This is a genomic window from Pseudomonas sp. A25(2017) (assembly GCF_002001065.1).
GTDB classification, from domain to species: Bacteria; Pseudomonadota; Gammaproteobacteria; order Pseudomonadales; family Pseudomonadaceae; genus Aquipseudomonas; species Aquipseudomonas kilonensis.
Genome location: NZ_MUOA01000089.1, coordinates 101,725 through 117,802 on the forward strand (window position 1 = coordinate 101,725; position 16,078 = coordinate 117,802).

The window sequence follows — 16,078 nt, forward strand, 5'->3', positions numbered from 1 at the left end:
CAGGTGGCCACCTCAAGGGGAAATGACCGAGGCCTCCAACACCTGCCGATGCCGGTAACACGTGACCCGGTTGCGCCCGCCGGTCTTGGCCTCGTAAAGCGCCTGGTCGGCATCATTGAGCCAATGGGTCGCATCGCCATAAGCCGGGTTGAAGGCCGCCAGGCCAATGCTCAGGCTCACCTTCAGCGCCGGGTTCTGTTCATAGCTGAGCGTCGCAAAACGCTCGCGCAACCCGTCCATGGCCTGCACGGCATTGTGAAGCGTCAGGTCCGGCAGAATCACACAGAACTCGTCCCCGCCATAACGCCCGACCACATCGGCGGCGCGCAGGTTCTGCTTGAGCATCTTGCCAAGCTGGCGCAACACGATGTCGCCGGCGACATGGCCATAGGTGTCATTGATGGCCTTGAAGTGATCGATGTCGATCAGCGCAATCGCGCCGCGCCCTGCCCCGTCATTCGGGTGACGCTGGCAGCGCTGGAACTCCTCGTCGAGGCGATCTTTCCAGGCGCCATGGTTAAGCAAGCCGGTCAGGCTGTCAGTGCGACTCAGGGCCAGCAACTCGCGCTTTTGCCGGCCCAGGGTGTAGGCCTGGCGATAGCAGAACCAACCCAGCGCCATCGGATACAGGCACAGCAGCGGCAGACACGCGTAGATCTGCGCCGGGCTGGTCATGGGCACGCTGGTCAGCGGAAAGATCAGCACGCCCACGATGATGCCCGTCACTTGGGCCAGCACCCCGATAAGCAGGAAACGCAGGCCACCAATGGCAACATTGTTCATCGCCATCATCGCCAGCGTGACGGCCGTGGGCAGCGGGTTGAACTGCATCGCTACGACCCAGAAGCCACCGAGCACCGCATCGATCAGTAAATTGAGGTGTTCGACGTAGTACGGCCTCGAGCAATGCCGGCCCCACCAGTAGGCCAAATGTGGCCAGAGCAGGCCGTTGAACAGCATGAACCCCCAGACCCACGGCGCCGGTTCGAGGGGAAAGACGGCAACACTCACCAACAGCAACCCCAGCGTCAGGCCCAGAATGCGCGATATATAAAGCCTCCTGGCCAGCGTCCGTCCCTTTTTTCCCGTTTTTTGCATAAGAACCTCTGCACCGCGGGTTTCCCAAGTCATTGGGACGGGGGGTAGCTTGGAGTCTATCAGGGCAGCATCAAATAGCCACCATTGAATGAAGGGGTATTTATTCTCCTTCAAATGTCGGGCACTGCCGCGGATCTTGGCTATACATGAGTCATCCGGCGGCTGTCATAGCAAGTAGCAAAGCAAATGCGCCATGTCATCGCGATGTGCTCGGGTTTCAGCTTCACTTAACGGTATCTGACCCGTCGGCTCAGACTGGCCGATCACATTCTGTCCTGACCCATGGAGAGCAAAACATGCTGGTGTTGTGGGTAGTCCTTGCCGTGTTTATCGCCTGGAGCTGGTTGACGTATCCAGGCATCGGCCATGTGCTGTACGACATGGGCATGGCGCTGGAGGCACGTCTCTACCGGTTGCACAAGATCACCGTCCCCATCAGCGAGATGACCGTATCGACCTGGCAAGGCGGGCCCTATGAAGCGTCCGGCAGCATCCTGATGCTGCATGGCTACAGCGCCGACAAGAATCTCTGGCTGCGCTTTGCCCGGCATTTTGTCGGCGACTACCGGGTGGTGGTGCCCGATCTGGCCGGCCATGGCGAAACCGGCTTCAAGGCCGGCGGCGGCTATGACATCCCGACCCAGGCCCGGCGGGTCATCGAGTTGCTCGACGCCTGTGGCCTGGACAAGGTCCATGTGATCGGCAATTCCATGGGCGGTTACCTCGCCGCATGGCTGGCGGCCACGTCGCCCGAGCGCGTGCTGACCCTGGCGCTGATCGATCCGGCCGGCGTCACTGCCCCCGAAGCCAGCGACATGGAACGCCACCTGGCCGCCGGGCATAACCCGTTCCTCGTCGACTCGCGGGACGATTTCGCGCCGTTCTACGCAATGACCATGGCCTCCCCGCCCTGGGTGCCCAGCGTGGTGCTGGCGGCAATGGCCGAACGTTACGAACGGCGCCGCGATGAACTGGCGGAGATCTTCGTCGATTTTCGCGCCAGCCCGCCGATGGAACCGCGCCTGGCCGACATCAGCGCCCCGTCGCTGCTACTCTGGGGACGCAAGGACCGGCTGATCGACGTCAGCAGCGTGCCGGTGTGGAGCAAGGGCATCGCCGATTTGCGGGTGGAAATCTGGGACGGTATCGGCCACATGCCCATGGTCGAACGACCGGGGAAAACCGCGGCGCTGTACCGGGAATTTCTCAAGGGGTTGGGGCAGTGACCGTCATGCAAGGAATCTCCCTGTGCGGGGCTCCGTAGGAGCTGCCGCAGGCTGCGATCTTTTGATCTTGATCTATAGGGTCTTTCGCTCAAGACTCAATCGCCAGGGGAAAGATCGCAGCCTCGTTACACTCGTCAGCTCCTACAGGGTATCGACTTCATGAACATCCTCTACGACGAACACCTCGACGGCCCCTTGCCCAAGGTGGACAAACAAGCCCTGCTTCACACCTTGCAGACACAGATTCCAGACCTGGAGATCCTGCACCGCGAGGAAGACCTCAAGCCCTATGAATGCGATGGCCTGTCGGCCTACCGCACCACGCCCCTGCTGGTGGTATTGCCCAGGCGAGTCGAGCAGGTGCAGGCGCTGCTCACGCTCTGCCATGGACAGAATGTGCCGGTGGTCGCCAGGGGCGCCGGGACCGGTCTGTCCGGCGGCGCCCTGCCCCTGGAAAGTGGCGTGTTGCTGGTGATGGCGCGGTTCAACCAGATCCTGCACATCGACCCCGACGCCCGCACCGCGCGGCTTCAGCCCGGTGTACGCAACCTGGCGATCTCCCAGGCGGCGGCACCGTTCGGGCTGTATTACGCACCAGATCCCTCGTCGCAGATCGCCTGTTCCATCGGCGGCAATGTCGCGGAAAACGCCGGCGGCGTGCACTGCCTCAAGTACGGCCTGACGGTGCATAACCTGTTGAAACTGGAAATCCTCACCGTCGAAGGCGAACGCCTGACCCTGGGCAGCGAAGCCCTGGATTCGCCGGGCCTGGACCTGCTGGCACTGTTCACCGGTTCCGAAGGTTTGCTGGGGGTGATCACCGAAGTGACGGTCAAACTGCTGCCCCGGCCCCAGGTCGCCAAGGTGCTGCTGGCCAGTTTCGATTCGGTGGACAAGGCCGGGCGAGCGGTGGCCGACATCATCGCCGCCGGGATCATCCCCGGCGGCCTGGAAATGATGGACAACCTGGCGATCCGCGCCGCCGAGGACTTCATCCACGCCGGCTATCCCGTGGAAGCCGAAGCGATCCTGCTGTGTGAACTGGACGGGGTCGAGGCCGATGTCCATGACGATTGCGAACGGGTCCGCCAGGTGTTGGAGCAGGCCGGTGCCACCGAGGTGCGCCAGGCGCGGGACGAGGCCGAACGGCTGCGCTTCTGGGCCGGGCGCAAGAACGCCTTCCCGGCGGTGGGTCGCCTGGCGCCGGATTATTACTGCATGGACGGCACCATCCCGCGACGCGCCTTGCCCGAGGTGCTGCAGCGCATCGCCAGCCTCGGTGTCGAGCATGGCCTGCGCGTCGCCAACGTCTTTCACGCCGGTGACGGCAACATGCACCCGCTGATCCTGTTCGATGCCAACCAGCCCGGCGAACTGGAGCGCGCCGAAACCCTGGGCGGGAAAATCCTCGAACTGTGTGTCCAGGTGGGCGGCAGCATCACTGGCGAACACGGTGTGGGCCGGGAAAAAATCAATCAGATGTGCACGCAATTCAACAGCGACGAACTGAACCTGTTCCACGCGGTAAAGGCAGCGTTCGATCCCCAAGGCCTGCTCAACCCCGGCAAGAACATCCCGACCCTGCACCGCTGCGCTGAATTCGGTGCCATGCACATCCATGGCGGGCAACTGCCGTTTCCCGAACTGGAGCGTTTCTGATGAGCCGCGAAGCCGACCAGGACGCCAGCGACCTGCTGCTCGAACAGGTCAATCGCGCCCGGGCCAACGCCACGCCGCTGCGTATCCAGGGTTCGAACAGCAAGGCCTTCCTGGGGCGCGAAGTGGCCGGCGAAGTGCTGGACACCCGCGTCCATCGTGGCATCGTCCACTACGACCCCACCGAACTGGTCATCACGGCCCGGGCCGGCACCCCGCTGCGGGAACTGCTTGCCGCCCTCGACGCCGCCGGCCAGCGGCTGCCCTGCGAACCGCCAACATTTGGCGACGACGCCACGGTCGGCGGCATGGTCGCCGCCGGGCTGTCGGGGCCGCGTCGCCCATGGGCCGGTTCGGTGCGCGACTTTGTCCTAGGCACACGCCTGATCAGTGGCCACGGCGCGTTGCTGCGTTTCGGCGGCGAGGTGATGAAAAACGTCGCCGGCTACGATCTCTCGCGCCTGTTGGCCGGCAGTTTCGGTTGCCTGGGGGTGATCACCGAAGTCTCCTTGAAGGTCCTGCCCAAACCCCGTCACAGCCTGAGTATCCGCCTGGAACTGGACAGCGCCGAGGCCCTGGAAAAACTCGCCGAATGGGGTCGTCAGCCGCTGCCCATCAGCGCCGCCAGCCATGACGGCGACTGCCTGCACCTGCGCCTGGAGGGTGGCGAAGGCTCGGTCAGTGCCGCTCATCAGCGTTTCGGTGGCGAGGTGATCGACGATCAATACTGGACGGCACTCAATGAACATCAGCTGGCCTTCTTCGATGAAGGCTTGCCGCTGTGGCGTCTGTCGTTACCCAACCATACCGGGCCGCTCGCCCTGCCCGGGGCGCAGTTGATCGACTGGGCCGGCGCCCAACGCTGGTTGAAAACCGAGGCCGACACGGTGCAAGCCCTGGCCCATGAAGTCGGCGGCCATGCCACCTGCTATCGTCAGGGGGCCAGCGACACGCCGTTCCAGCCGCTGGCTCCGGCGCTGCTGCGCTATCACCGGCAACTCAAGGCCCAGCTCGATCCCCTGGGGCTGTTCAATCCTGGGCGGATGTACCCGGAGTTCTAGTGTCCTGTGTCGCAAATGCGTTCCTTTTTGACGAGTGGCTGTTGTCGTCAGGCAAGGCGCCGCGACGAGTCATAGCCCGCTATGGCGAGGAGCGGCAACGCAGCATGACGACAACAGACGCCGTCAAAAAGAAACAGCATTTGTGATACAGGACACTACCTATGCAGACTCGGTTCAGTGAGGAAAGCAAAAATCTGCCCCGCGCCGAAGAAGCCGAACGGATCCTGCGCAGTTGCGTGCATTGCGGTTTCTGCAATGCCACCTGCCCCACTTACCAATTGCTCGGCGATGAACTGGACGGCCCGCGCGGACGCATCTACCTGATCAAGCAGGTGCTTGAAGGCCAGCCGGCGACGGCCAGCACCCAACTGCACCTGGATCGCTGCCTGTCGTGTCGCAACTGCGAGACCACCTGCCCGTCCGGCGTGGATTACCACAACCTGCTGGACATCGGCCGGGCGGTGGTCGATCACGCCGTACCGCGCCCCGCCGGCCAACGGGCGCTGCGCCTGGGGCTGCGAAGCCTGGCTTCCAACCCCGAGCGGTTCAAAGCCTTGCTGCGCCTTGGGACAGTGTTCCGTGCGCTGCTGTCGACGAACCTGACCGCGAAGTTGCCCCGCCCTTCCCCGCCTCACGGCGAGCGCCCGCCTCCGCGGCATCGGCGTACGGTGTTGATGCTCGAAGGTTGCGTGCAACCGGGCCTGTCGCCCAACACCAATGCCTCGGCAGCGCGGGTGCTGGATCGACTCGGCGTCAGCGTGATCCCTTGTGCGCAGGCCGGCTGCTGCGGTGCGCTGGATTATCACCTCGATGCCCAGGCCACCGGGCTGGACCGCGCCCGACAGAACATCGACGCCTGGTGGCCGCACTTGGAAAACGGTGCTGAAGCCATCGTCCAGACGGCCAGCGGCTGCGGCGCGTTCATCAAGGACTACGGGCACCTGCTGGAACATGACCCCAACTATGCCGCCAAGGCCAGACAAGTAAGCGAACGGGCGCTGGACCTGGTGCAAGTGCTCGGCAAAGAACCGCTGGAACAGATCTGCGCGGCCAGGAACCAGCGGATTGCCGTGCATTGCCCCTGCACCTTGCAGCACGCGCAGAAACTCGGCGGCAGCATCGAGGCGCTGCTGACGCGACTGGGTTTCAACCTCACCGAGGTGCCCGACGGCCATTTGTGTTGCGGCTCGGCCGGCACCTATTCGCTGACCCAGCCCGCCCTGGCGCGGCAATTGCGCGACAACCGCCTCAATGCGCTGGAAAGCGGCCAGCCGGAGCTGATCGTCACCGCCAACGTCGGCTGCCAGAACCACCTCGACGGCGCCGGTCGCACGCCCGTGCGGCACTGGATCGAGCTGGTGGATCAGTCCCTGGCAGAATGAAGTCCTGAAGATTCTTCGTTTGCCGGGGCCGGCGAAGGCTGCGATCTTTCGTCCAACTTTCCCACAGCCCTCGCCAGGAATTCTTACGATGAGCTTCGTCAGCCCCGACCTGATCCGCCAACGCTTCTCCAGAGCGATGTCCGACATGTACCGCGACGAGGTGCCGCTGTATGGCGCGCTGATGAAGCTGGTGGAACACACCAACGCCCAAGTGCTGGCCGAAGACCCGGTCCTGGCCGCACACCTGCGCAGCACCGGCGAACTCGGGCGCCTGGACCTGGAACGCCACGGCGCGATCCGCGTCGGCACCGCCGCCGAGCTGGCGACCCTGGGGCGTCTGTTCGCGGTCATGGGCATGCAGCCGGTGGGCTACTACGACCTCACGCCTGCCGGGGTGCCGGTGCATTCCACCGCCTTCCGCGCCGTGCACGAAAGCGCGTTGCAGGTCAGTCCGTTCCGGGTGTTTACCTCGCTGCTGCGCCTGGAACTGATCGAGAACGCCGAGCTTCGGGCCTTTGCCGAGTTGGTGTTGGACAAACGACAGATCTTCACCCCCAGGGCCCTTGAGCTCATTGAGCTGGCCGAACACCAGGGTGGCCTGAGCGAATCCCAGGCTGAGGACTTCGTCCTACAGGCTCTGGAAACCTTTCGCTGGCACCACAGCGCCACCGTCACCGCCGAACAGTACCGGCAACTGAGCGCCCAACATCGCCTGATCGCCGACGTGGTGGCGTTCAAGGGCCCGCACATCAATCACCTGACACCGCGTACCCTGGACATCGACATCGTCCAGGCCCGTATGCCCGTGCACGGCATTACCCCCAAGGCCGTGATCGAAGGCCCACCCCGTCGCCAATGCCCAATCCTGCTGCGCCAGACCAGTTTCAAGGCACTCGACGAACCCGTCGCCTTCACCGACCAGACCCAGCCCCAAGGCAGCCACAGCGCCCGCTTCGGCGAAATCGAGCAACGCGGCGCGGCCCTCACGCCCAAGGGCCGCGCGCTCTACGATCAATTGCTGAACGCCGCGCGCGACGCGCTGGGAGAGTTTCCCAACGAAGCCAACGCCGAACGCTACAACCGGCTGATGGCCGAACACTTTGTCGAATTCCCTGACAACCACGACGAACTGCGCCGACAGGCATTGGCGTACTTCCGCTATTTCGTCACGCCCGAGGGCTTCGCCGCCAAGGGCACACTTGAACAAGCGGCCTCCCTGGAGCACTTGCTCGAGCAGCAATACCTGCGCGCCGAACCCTTGGTGTACGAGGACTTCCTCCCCGTCAGCGCCGCCGGTATTTTCCAGTCGAACCTCGGCGATGCCGCCCAGAGTCATTTTGCCGGCCAGTCCAATCGCCAGGCCTTCGAAGAGGCGTTGGGACGAGCAACCATTGATGAACTGGGTTTGTACGCCCAGACACAACAGCGCTCCATCGATGAGTGCAGGGCTGCATTGGGCGTGTAGGAATAAGCCGAAGGACAAAACGGCAAAAAACTGCCTGAGAGGCGTGCGCGCGGCGCGCCTTTCTTGGCCACCCGGCTCGGGTATCGCGGTGTCTGATCGGGTCGCGAGGAGCTGCAATGGGCCGGGCAAGCCTTTGAGCGCTTTCTCGCTTGCCTGCAGGGAGACGCTTCCCGATATAAGATCAACCTATTGATATATATAGGTTTTTAAAAGATGGCATAGCTCTTGATATCCGTGAGGCCACCTCGGGGCGACTCCCGTCCCAGGTCCTATCGTTATCCAGGAAGGAGAGCATCCATTGGCAACTCCCGCGTACATGTCCGTTGAGGGCACCAAACAAGGTCTGATCACCGCCGGTGCGTTTACCGCCGATTCAGTGGGCAACACCTACCAAGAGGGTCATGAAGATCAGGTCATGGTGCAGGCTTTCGAGCACCAAGTGACCATCCCTCGCGATCCGCAGTCCGGCCAGCCAACCGGTCAGCGCATACACAAACCCCTGATCATCACCAAGGTATTCGACAAAGCTTCGCCACTGCTTCAGGTCGCCCTAACGAGCGGCGAACGGCTGAAGGAAGTCAAGATCCAGTGGTACCGCACTTCGGCCGCAGGCAGCCAAGAGCACTACTACACCACCACGTTGGAGGACGCGATCATCGTCGATATCAAGGACTACATGCTCAACTGCCAGAACCCAGAAAACTCACACTTCACCCATCTGGAGGACGTGCACTTCACATATCGCAAAATCACTTGGACCCACGAAGTCAGCGGCACCTCGGGCTCCGATGACTGGCGCTCGCCGGCCGCTGGTTGAATCGGAGGTAACCACTCACGCATCGGCCAATTCTGCGGGTCGATGTGCAGTTGAAAATAATCGATAGTTGTTGATTCAGGGTGGTGTTCGCCCAGTGCGATGGCCTCGGCAATCCATGCACTGGTAAAGAGCCTGACACTGGGCGAACGCGAATAATAATAATGGAACTTTCAGAATATGTCCGCGAGCCTGTTTAAATAATTGTTTAACATTGAAGCCTTTCATATTTCTGTAGGAGCTGGCGAAGCCTGCGATCTTTTGATCTTTCGCTTGGGACTCAAGTGCCTGGGGCAAGATCGCAGCCTCGTTGCACTCGACAGCTCCTACGCAGCGTACACATATCTTCTTCGCATCCAGCGGGATGCAAGCTCCCACGCCACAGTGTTTGGATGGCAACTCCTGCGCTAGCGGCGTAAACCCTGATACAAAACATGGACAAATACAAAAACGTTATCCATGTAGGAAAATTAAACAGGCATTAAAAACTTTTTTAATGCCGGTCGACGTGACAAACCTCAGCCACGTCGACCGGTTTTCTGCGCATCGGTATCCCCTGCCTCAGGGTCGCCGTGCTGTTGTTTGCGCTTGGCCGGGTCATTGGGCCGCAAGGCATCGTTATCGCGCTCCACTTCACCGGGCAATGCCGGGGCGTCGGGGTTTTCCCGGGGTTGATCGGGGCGGTGCTGCATGGCGAACTCCTTGAATCTTTCAGGCCTGAGGTCAGGCGTCAGGGTCGGCGACTTCTTCAGCGACGTTGGCATCCGGAGAGCGCTGGTGCAGTTGCTCGGCCTTGGTCTTCAAGGCCTGCCACTGCGCCAGGTCGATGGCGCCCTGGCCGAACAGGTCATTGGCCACCCGCATCAGCTCGGTGAAGTGGGCATCGGGGGACTGCTGCCAGTAGGCCTTGTCGTCGAACAATCGCTGCCAATCGGCCAGCGACGCAAGTTTGAGGTCATCGCTCATGACGGGCTCCTGCGAGACATTCATAAACTATGAGGGTCGACGTTCGCGGGGAGTTCCGGCGATGCTCAGTAGCCGGTCATTTCCAGGTAACCGGTGCCGCCCTGGTTGCCACGCAGTCCCACCGGTCCTTCCCAATAGGGAATGCGCAGGTTCATCCAGGCATTGGGATTGAGCGCGTGGAGGGTGATGTCGAGTTGTTTGCTGGGGATCTTGATCGCCCAGCCTATCGGCATCGAGCGCCCGGCGACCTTGGCGGTGTCCTGGGGCACGAGGCTGATTTCCCCGGCGTGCAGGGTTTGCGCTTGGCCCTGGGCGTCGATCCAGGTGCCGGTGAGATACGGCGCGCCCTCCTTATGGCGCATGCGGTAGAGCATCAGGTGCTCGCCGTTGTCCAGGTGCAGGGAAAACCAGTCCCAGCCGGTCTGGTTTGCGGTCAGGGGCTGGCTGCTCCATTCGCGGTCGAGCCAGGCCGGGCCGCTGACCGTGTAACGCTGGCCATCGATTTCCAATTCACCGCTGGCCTGGAAGAACGGCTGGCTGTAGTAGTACGACGCCTGCCCCTGTTCGGATTTCTGGCTGAAACCTTGCTCGCCCTGCAACACCAGCGGCCGGCTCGACGTCAGCCGCAATGCATAGCTGAAGCGTGGGTCGCGCGCCTTCAATTGCATGTCCGCCAACGGCTCGGCCCCTGAAGCCTGGGTACCGAATTGCCAATCGTCGATCCAGGCTTTGAAGGGCAGCGCCTGCACCCCGGCCTGCCCAACCCCGCCTCGGGCATAACGCTCGGCGGCATGGTGCACGGTGGCGGAGGTGACCGCCGCGTGGCCGAGCCAGATGGTCTGGTTGCGCCAGCCACCGGCCTGGGGCGCGGCATTCAAGGCGCTGCGAAACAACGTCCATTGCACGCCGAACTCATGCCCCTGGGCGTCCTTGAGATTGGCGGTGACGTACCACCACTCGATGCGAAAACCGTCATGAAGGCCATGGTCGGCGGGGAAACTGAACACCCGCCCAGGCACAACCGGCGTGAACGCGACAGCTTGGTCGCCGAGGCCGGCAAAGCCTTTTTGCGCTGGCGCGGAGTCATCACAACCGCTGAGCAACGCCAGCAGTAACAACACGCCGACTCTAATCTTCATGGGCAAAGGTCCTCAGCAAATCCGCCGGCTGCGTGCGGTACAGCGCATACAGCGGCCAGGCCGATGCCAGTAGCGTGGCGAGCATCGCCAGGGCCAGCAACTGCACCAGTTGCAACGGGAACACCCGCAACGGCAGGCGCCAACCGAAGGCCTGCACGTTGATCACCGTGTCCAGGCACCAGGCCAGGGCGATGCCCAGCGGCAACGCCAGGACCAATGTCAGCAACGCCAGCAGCCAGGTCTGGCCGAGGTTGAGCAGCATCAACTGCCGACGCGTCACCCCCAGCGCCCACAGCGGCGCCAACTGACCGAGGCGACTCTGGCTCTGGGTCAGCAGGCTGATGAACAACGCCACCCCGGCCACCGCCAGGGTCAGGCTGTTGAGGGCGGCGGTGGCGGCGAAGGTGCGTTCGAACACCTGGGTCGACCAGCCCTTGAGCCGGGCCTGGTCGACGATGCGGCTGTCATCCAGGCTGAACCGGCCTTGCAACGCTGTCAGTAGCGCCGGGATCGCGGACGGTTCGATGCGCAGGTTGAAACGGTTCGGCGTCAGGTTCGGCCAGTGCGCCAGCAAGTGGTCGGCGTTGACCAGCACATGGCCCTTGGGATTGCCGTAGTCGGCGTAGATCCCAACGATACGCAGTGCCCATGGCCCCTGCGGCGTCGACAGGGTCAACTGATCACCGATGCTCACCTTGAGACGCCGTGCCAGTTGTTCGCTGAGCATGAGGGTGTCGGCGGCGGCCAGTTGCTCCCACGGCTTGTCGCCGGCCGATTCCAGCAGCGGCCAATGCTGTCGATAGTGGGGGTGATCGATGATGCCGTGGATGTCCGTCGGCCAGCCCTGCAACGGGACCGAGACTTGCCAGAGGGGAACGACGGCAGTGATCGCCGGTTGCTGCTTGAGCCAGGTGTGCAGTTCGTTTGCCTGGGCCGGGGTTTGCGGGTTGATGTACAACTCGGCGGTCAACCGTTGTTCGAGCCAATTGCTGAACGTCTGGCGAAAACCGGCGGTCATGCTGCCAGCGCCGATGTTCGCCGCCAGCGCCAGCAACAAGGCCATCAACGCCAGGCTCAGCGTCGGCAATTGCTGGCGGCAATCGGCAAGAAACCACTGCCCGAGCACCGAACGGCTGCGACTCAACAACCGCTTCAGCGCACTGTTGAGCAACACCGGCAAGGCCAGCGCCGCGCCCAGCAACAAGGCCGTCATTAGGACAAAACCGCTGGCCAGGCTGTCGCCCCAGATCAACGCCGATGCGCCAATCAACACCGCCACTGTCGCCACCCACCCCTGGCGTCGCAGCCAGCGGGCATGGGCCTGATGCCAGGCCTGGGGGTTGGCCAGCGCCAGCAAGGGCAGGCGCGCCGCGCGCAGCAGGCTGTCAGCGCCGGCCAGCAGTGCACCGAGCAGGCTCAGGCCGACACCGCTGAACCACCACCACGGGCTGAGGTTCAAGTGCCCGGCCACTTCGGCGCCGTACAAACCCCGCAGGCTCGCCGCGACATCGGGCAACAATAGGCTCGCCAGCCAATAGCCGCTGAGCACCCCGGCGATCCCGCCCAGCAAGGCCAACGCGCCCAGTTCGATGGTCAGGCTGCTGACCAGCACCCGCGCACTGACGCCACAGGCGCGCAGGGTCCGCAACAGACTGCGGCGTTGTTCCAGGGCCAGGCCGATGGCCGCGTGAACGATGAACAGCCCCACCACAAAGGATAAAAACCCCAAGGCATCGAGGTTCAGGTGAAAACTTTCGGTCAGGCGCGACAGGTTGTTTTCTTCATCGGCGTGCTTGAGTTGCAGGCGACCGTTGAACGCTTCCGGTAATGCGGCGCTGAACGTGGCGGGCAACAACAGTCGCGACAGTTGCTCCGGCAACCCGAGTACCTGTTGGGCAAAACCGATGTCCATCAACAGCACGCCCGGCGCCATGTCCTCCTGGGCATGCAGCGGTGGCAGGGATTGTCCATCGACGCTCTGGGGTCGGTCACCCTCGGTCAGCCCCAGGGCTTGCAAGGTTTGCGGGGCGATCCAGGTACGGCCGGGGTCGGTAAAGAACGCCACCACCTCGGTCATCTCCCGCGCCTGCCCCGCCAGCGCGGTACCGGGCGGCAGCGACACCGGGTCGATGCCCATCAGTTGCAGGCGCTGATCCTCGTGGTCCTTGAGCAGCACCCGAGCCTGCAACACTGGCGACACCGGCCAGCCCTGGCGCCGCAGCTCGACAAACCATTGCTGAGGGAAGGTGCCGCCACCGGGTGCACTGAGGCTGGCCTGGGGTTCACCGCCGATCAGTTGGCTGGCCCGGGCGTAGCTGTCCCGGGCCTGACTGTTCAGCGCTTGTACGCCGGTGAGCAGGCTGGTGGCCAACCACAGGCCAGTCAGCACGCTGAAGAATTGCACCGGGTGCTGGCGCCAATGGCTGAGCAGGGCCTTGAGGGTCTGGCGAAAAATCATCACCCCTGGGCCACCTGCGCCAACTGCCCGCCGTGCAACACCACGCGCTGGGCCAGGCGAGCCGCCACCCGTGGACTGTGGGTCACCATCAGCAGGCTGGTGGGGCTGCCCTCCAGCAGTTCCAGCAGCAGTTGCAGGACTTCGTCGCTGGTGGCTTCGTCGAGGCTGCCGGTGGGTTCATCGGCCAGCAACAAGGGCGGTCGCGAGGCCAACGCCCGCCCCAGCGCCACCCGCTGTTGCTGGCCGCCGGACAGTTGCTCGGGATAACGCCGCAACAGCGCTGAAAGCCCGAGCCGCTGCACCAGATGGGCTTGCCACGCTGCGTCATAACGGCCGCACAGACGCGCCTGGAACGCCAGGTTGTCCTCCACCGACAAGCTGCTGATGAGGTTGAACTGTTGAAACACCAGGCCGATTTCCGTGCGTCGCCAATTCGCCAACTGGCTTTCACTCATGCCATCGAGCCGATACTCGCCACTGCGAATGCTGCCGCGATCGACCTTGTCCAGCCCAGCGACCAGGTGCAGCAGAGTGCTCTTGCCGCTGCCTGACTCTCCCATCAGCGCCAGGCTGCTACCGGGCATCAGCGTCAGGTCGATGCCTTGCAGCACCGGTAATGGGCCTTGGGGCGTGGGGTAGCTTTTGAAAACATCGCGGACTTCAAGCATGAAAAGGCTCGATGAAAGAACGTGGGGGTCAGGATAGCGGAGTTGAGGGGCTGGCCCCATCGGCCAATACTGCTGTGCGTCCCCCATGCCGCTGGCGAGCCTTGGTATTTGCTCGTCGGGTGGGGGTGTATATCCGTTGCTGCGGTAACGGCGACTTATGGTTCCGCCCTGACGGCGGGTCACTTTCGAAAAGCCCGGAAGCCGGCCCAGTCGAAAGTAACCAAAGCGCTTCTGCCCCACCACTCGGTGCCTCGCCTAGGCTCGGCATGCCCTCACTCCGGCATTGCTCCGTGGGCCCGCCGCGAAGGGCCATCCATGGCCCAGCGCGGCTATCCCGGCATCCATGCCGGGATGCCCACTGCACAATGCCTGCGTTCGGCCAGCGTGGTTAACGGGGCGTCCGAGATCAACGTCCACCGCGAGGCGGCCTTATAGCCGACCTGGTTCTTGGTGGGACCGCGTTTCTACTGTGGGAGCGGGCTTGCTCGCGAAGGCGGTAGATCAGTTTGCAGTGATGGTGGATGTGCCGACGTTATCGCGAGCAGGCTCGCTCCCACAAGGGGGCTGCGGTGTACATAAAGTTTGTGGCTTCTGAAGACCCAATGTGGGAGCGAGCCTGCTCGCGATAGCGGTGGCTCAGCCACATAGTTGCCGGCATATGCCCCGCTCTTGCTCTTGCTCTTGCTCTTGCTCTTGCTTTGGACGTTGATCTCGGCGCCCCGTTAACCACGCTGGCCGAACGCAGGCATTGCGCAGTGGGCAACCCGGCATGGATGCCGGGTTAGCCGCGCTGGGCCATGGATGGCCCTTCGCGGCGGCCCACGGAGCAATGCCGGAGTGAGGGCATGCCGAGCCTAAGCGAGGCACCAAGTGGTGGGGCATGAAGCGTTTTGCTTACTTTTGCGCTTCTCAAAAGTGAGCCGCTGTAAGAGCGGAACCATAAGCAGCCGTTACCTAAATAACGGATATACACACCAAAACAACAAAACCAAAAAAAACGGCGCTTCCCATTTCTGAAAGAAGCGCCGTTTTTTCTAAGTGAACAACATTACTGCGGGTTTTTTGAGCCCGGCGATCAACCCCGACGACGCAGTGCGTCAATACGCTCTTCCAGCGGCGGGTGGCTCATGAACATGCGAGCCAGGCCCTGCTTGATGCCACCGTTGATGCCAAAGGCATTCAGGGTGTCGGGCATGTGCACCGGCAAGCCTTGCTCGGCGCGCAGGCGCTGCAGGGCACCGATCATGGCACTGGTGCCGGCCAGGCGTGCACCGGCGTCGTCGGCGCGGAACTCGCGCTTGCGCGAGAACCACATGACGATGGCGCTGGCGAGGATGCCCAGTACCAGCTCGGCGAAGATGGTCGCCACGTAGTAGGCGATGCCCTGGCCTTCTTCGTTCTTGAAGATCACCTTGTCGACGAAGTTGCCGATGATGCGGGCGAAGAACATCACGAAGGTGTTCACCACGCCTTGGATCAGCGCCAGGGTCACCATATCGCCGTTGGCGACGTGGCCGATCTCGTGGGCCAGCACGGCCTTGACTTCATCGGGCGAGAACCGCTCGAGCAACCCCTGGCTGACGGCGACCAGTGCGTCGTTCTTGTTCCAGCCGGTGGCGAAGGCGTTGGCCTCGTAGGCCGGGAAGATCCCGACTTCCGGCATCTTGATACCGGCTTCGCGGGACAGTTGCTCGACGGTCTGCAGCAGCCATTGTTCGTGACGCGTGCGCGGCTGGCTGATGATCTGGGTGCCGGTGCTCATCTTCGCCATCCACTTGGAGATGAACAGCGAGAACAGGGAACCGGCGAAACCGAACACCGCACAGAAAATCAGCAGCTGATTGAGGTTGAGGTCAACCCCATTGGCCGCCATGAACCCGTTGAAGCCGAAGAGGCTCAGGGTGATGCTGGCAATCAGCACGACCGCCAGGTTAGTGGCCAAGAACAGCAGGATGCGCATCATGGTTGTGAAAATCTCCTCGTGCTAAAGATGTAGCGTTATGCGGGGTATATAAGGTGCTGCCGCAGGCTATTCAACTCGCCGACTATTTCAAACTGTGTCCTACAGGCGTCCTAAATGTTTGAAAGACTTTTCTGAAAGTGAATGGGGAAAAGAAATACGACGCCTGCCCCCCGTGAACGTTG

At 62.7% G+C, this 16,078-nt stretch carries 13 protein-coding genes; 6 read left to right on the top strand and 7 right to left on the bottom strand.

The window, feature by feature from the left end; genetic code table 11:
• Positions 1-12 precede the first annotated feature (12 nt).
• On the bottom strand, positions 13-1,098 hold the full coding sequence (locus tag B0E42_RS22940; RefSeq protein ID WP_077507605.1) for a diguanylate cyclase: 1,086 nt from the start codon (positions 1,096-1,098) through the stop codon (positions 13-15).
• A gap of 296 nt (positions 1,099-1,394) precedes the next feature.
• Between B0E42_RS22940 and B0E42_RS22945 the strand changes: the two genes are divergently transcribed.
• The 6 genes from B0E42_RS22945 to B0E42_RS22970 all read left to right on the top strand — a co-directional run bounded on the left by B0E42_RS22945 (position 1,395) and on the right by B0E42_RS22970 (position 8,705).
• Entirely contained in the window at positions 1,395-2,324 is a 930-nt protein-coding gene (locus B0E42_RS22945; protein ID WP_018607077.1) for an alpha/beta fold hydrolase, read from the top strand.
• Positions 2,325-2,483: 159 nt separating this feature from the next.
• Positions 2,484-3,983, top strand: coding sequence for a glycolate oxidase subunit GlcD (gene glcD / locus B0E42_RS22950; protein WP_077507608.1), 1,500 nt, complete (start codon positions 2,484-2,486; stop codon positions 3,981-3,983).
• Positions 3,983-5,041, top strand: a complete 1,059-nt coding sequence (gene glcE / locus B0E42_RS22955; protein WP_077507610.1) for a glycolate oxidase subunit GlcE — start codon at positions 3,983-3,985, stop codon at positions 5,039-5,041. The genes glcD and glcE overlap by 1 nt, the downstream gene beginning before the upstream one ends.
• 161 nt (positions 5,042-5,202) lie before the next feature.
• Complete coding sequence (gene glcF / locus B0E42_RS22960) at positions 5,203-6,423, top strand: glycolate oxidase subunit GlcF (protein ID WP_077507613.1); 1,221 nt, start codon at positions 5,203-5,205, stop codon at positions 6,421-6,423.
• Positions 6,424-6,511: 88 nt separating this feature from the next.
• Positions 6,512-7,888, top strand: coding sequence for a VOC family protein (locus B0E42_RS22965; RefSeq protein WP_077507616.1), 1,377 nt, complete (start codon positions 6,512-6,514; stop codon positions 7,886-7,888).
• Positions 7,889-8,186: 298 nt separating this feature from the next.
• Entirely contained in the window at positions 8,187-8,705 is a 519-nt protein-coding gene (locus B0E42_RS22970; RefSeq protein WP_018608738.1) for an Hcp family type VI secretion system effector, read from the top strand.
• Between the two features lie 515 nt (positions 8,706-9,220).
• Here B0E42_RS22970 and B0E42_RS31205 read toward each other — a convergent pair.
• The 6 genes from B0E42_RS31205 to htpX all read right to left on the bottom strand — a co-directional run bounded on the left by B0E42_RS31205 (position 9,221) and on the right by htpX (position 15,896).
• On the bottom strand, positions 9,221-9,394 hold the full coding sequence (locus B0E42_RS31205; RefSeq protein WP_018608736.1) for a hypothetical protein: 174 nt from the start codon (positions 9,392-9,394) through the stop codon (positions 9,221-9,223).
• A 31-nt stretch (positions 9,395-9,425) separates the two neighbouring features.
• Positions 9,426-9,668 (bottom strand): hypothetical protein, encoded by a 243-nt coding sequence (locus tag B0E42_RS22975; protein ID WP_077507619.1) that lies wholly within the window; start codon positions 9,666-9,668, stop codon positions 9,426-9,428.
• Positions 9,669-9,733: 65 nt separating this feature from the next.
• The gene (locus B0E42_RS22980; protein WP_077507622.1) at positions 9,734-10,807 is read right to left on the bottom strand and encodes a lipocalin-like domain-containing protein; all 1,074 of its coding nucleotides are present in this window, start codon (positions 10,805-10,807) and stop codon (positions 9,734-9,736) included.
• Positions 10,797-13,265 (bottom strand): FtsX-like permease family protein, encoded by a 2,469-nt coding sequence (locus tag B0E42_RS22985; RefSeq protein ID WP_077507625.1) that lies wholly within the window; start codon positions 13,263-13,265, stop codon positions 10,797-10,799. Before B0E42_RS22985 ends, B0E42_RS22980 begins: the two co-directional genes overlap by 11 nt.
• A complete protein-coding gene (locus B0E42_RS22990) occupies positions 13,265-13,933 on the bottom strand; it encodes an ABC transporter ATP-binding protein (protein WP_046064579.1) in 669 nt (222 codons plus the stop codon). Before B0E42_RS22990 ends, B0E42_RS22985 begins: the two co-directional genes overlap by 1 nt.
• Before the next feature lie 1,075 nt (positions 13,934-15,008).
• Positions 15,009-15,896: a protease HtpX gene (gene htpX, locus B0E42_RS23000; protein WP_003183732.1), complete on the bottom strand. Its 888-nt coding sequence runs from the start codon at positions 15,894-15,896 to the stop codon at positions 15,009-15,011.
• Positions 15,897-16,078 lie beyond the last annotated feature (182 nt).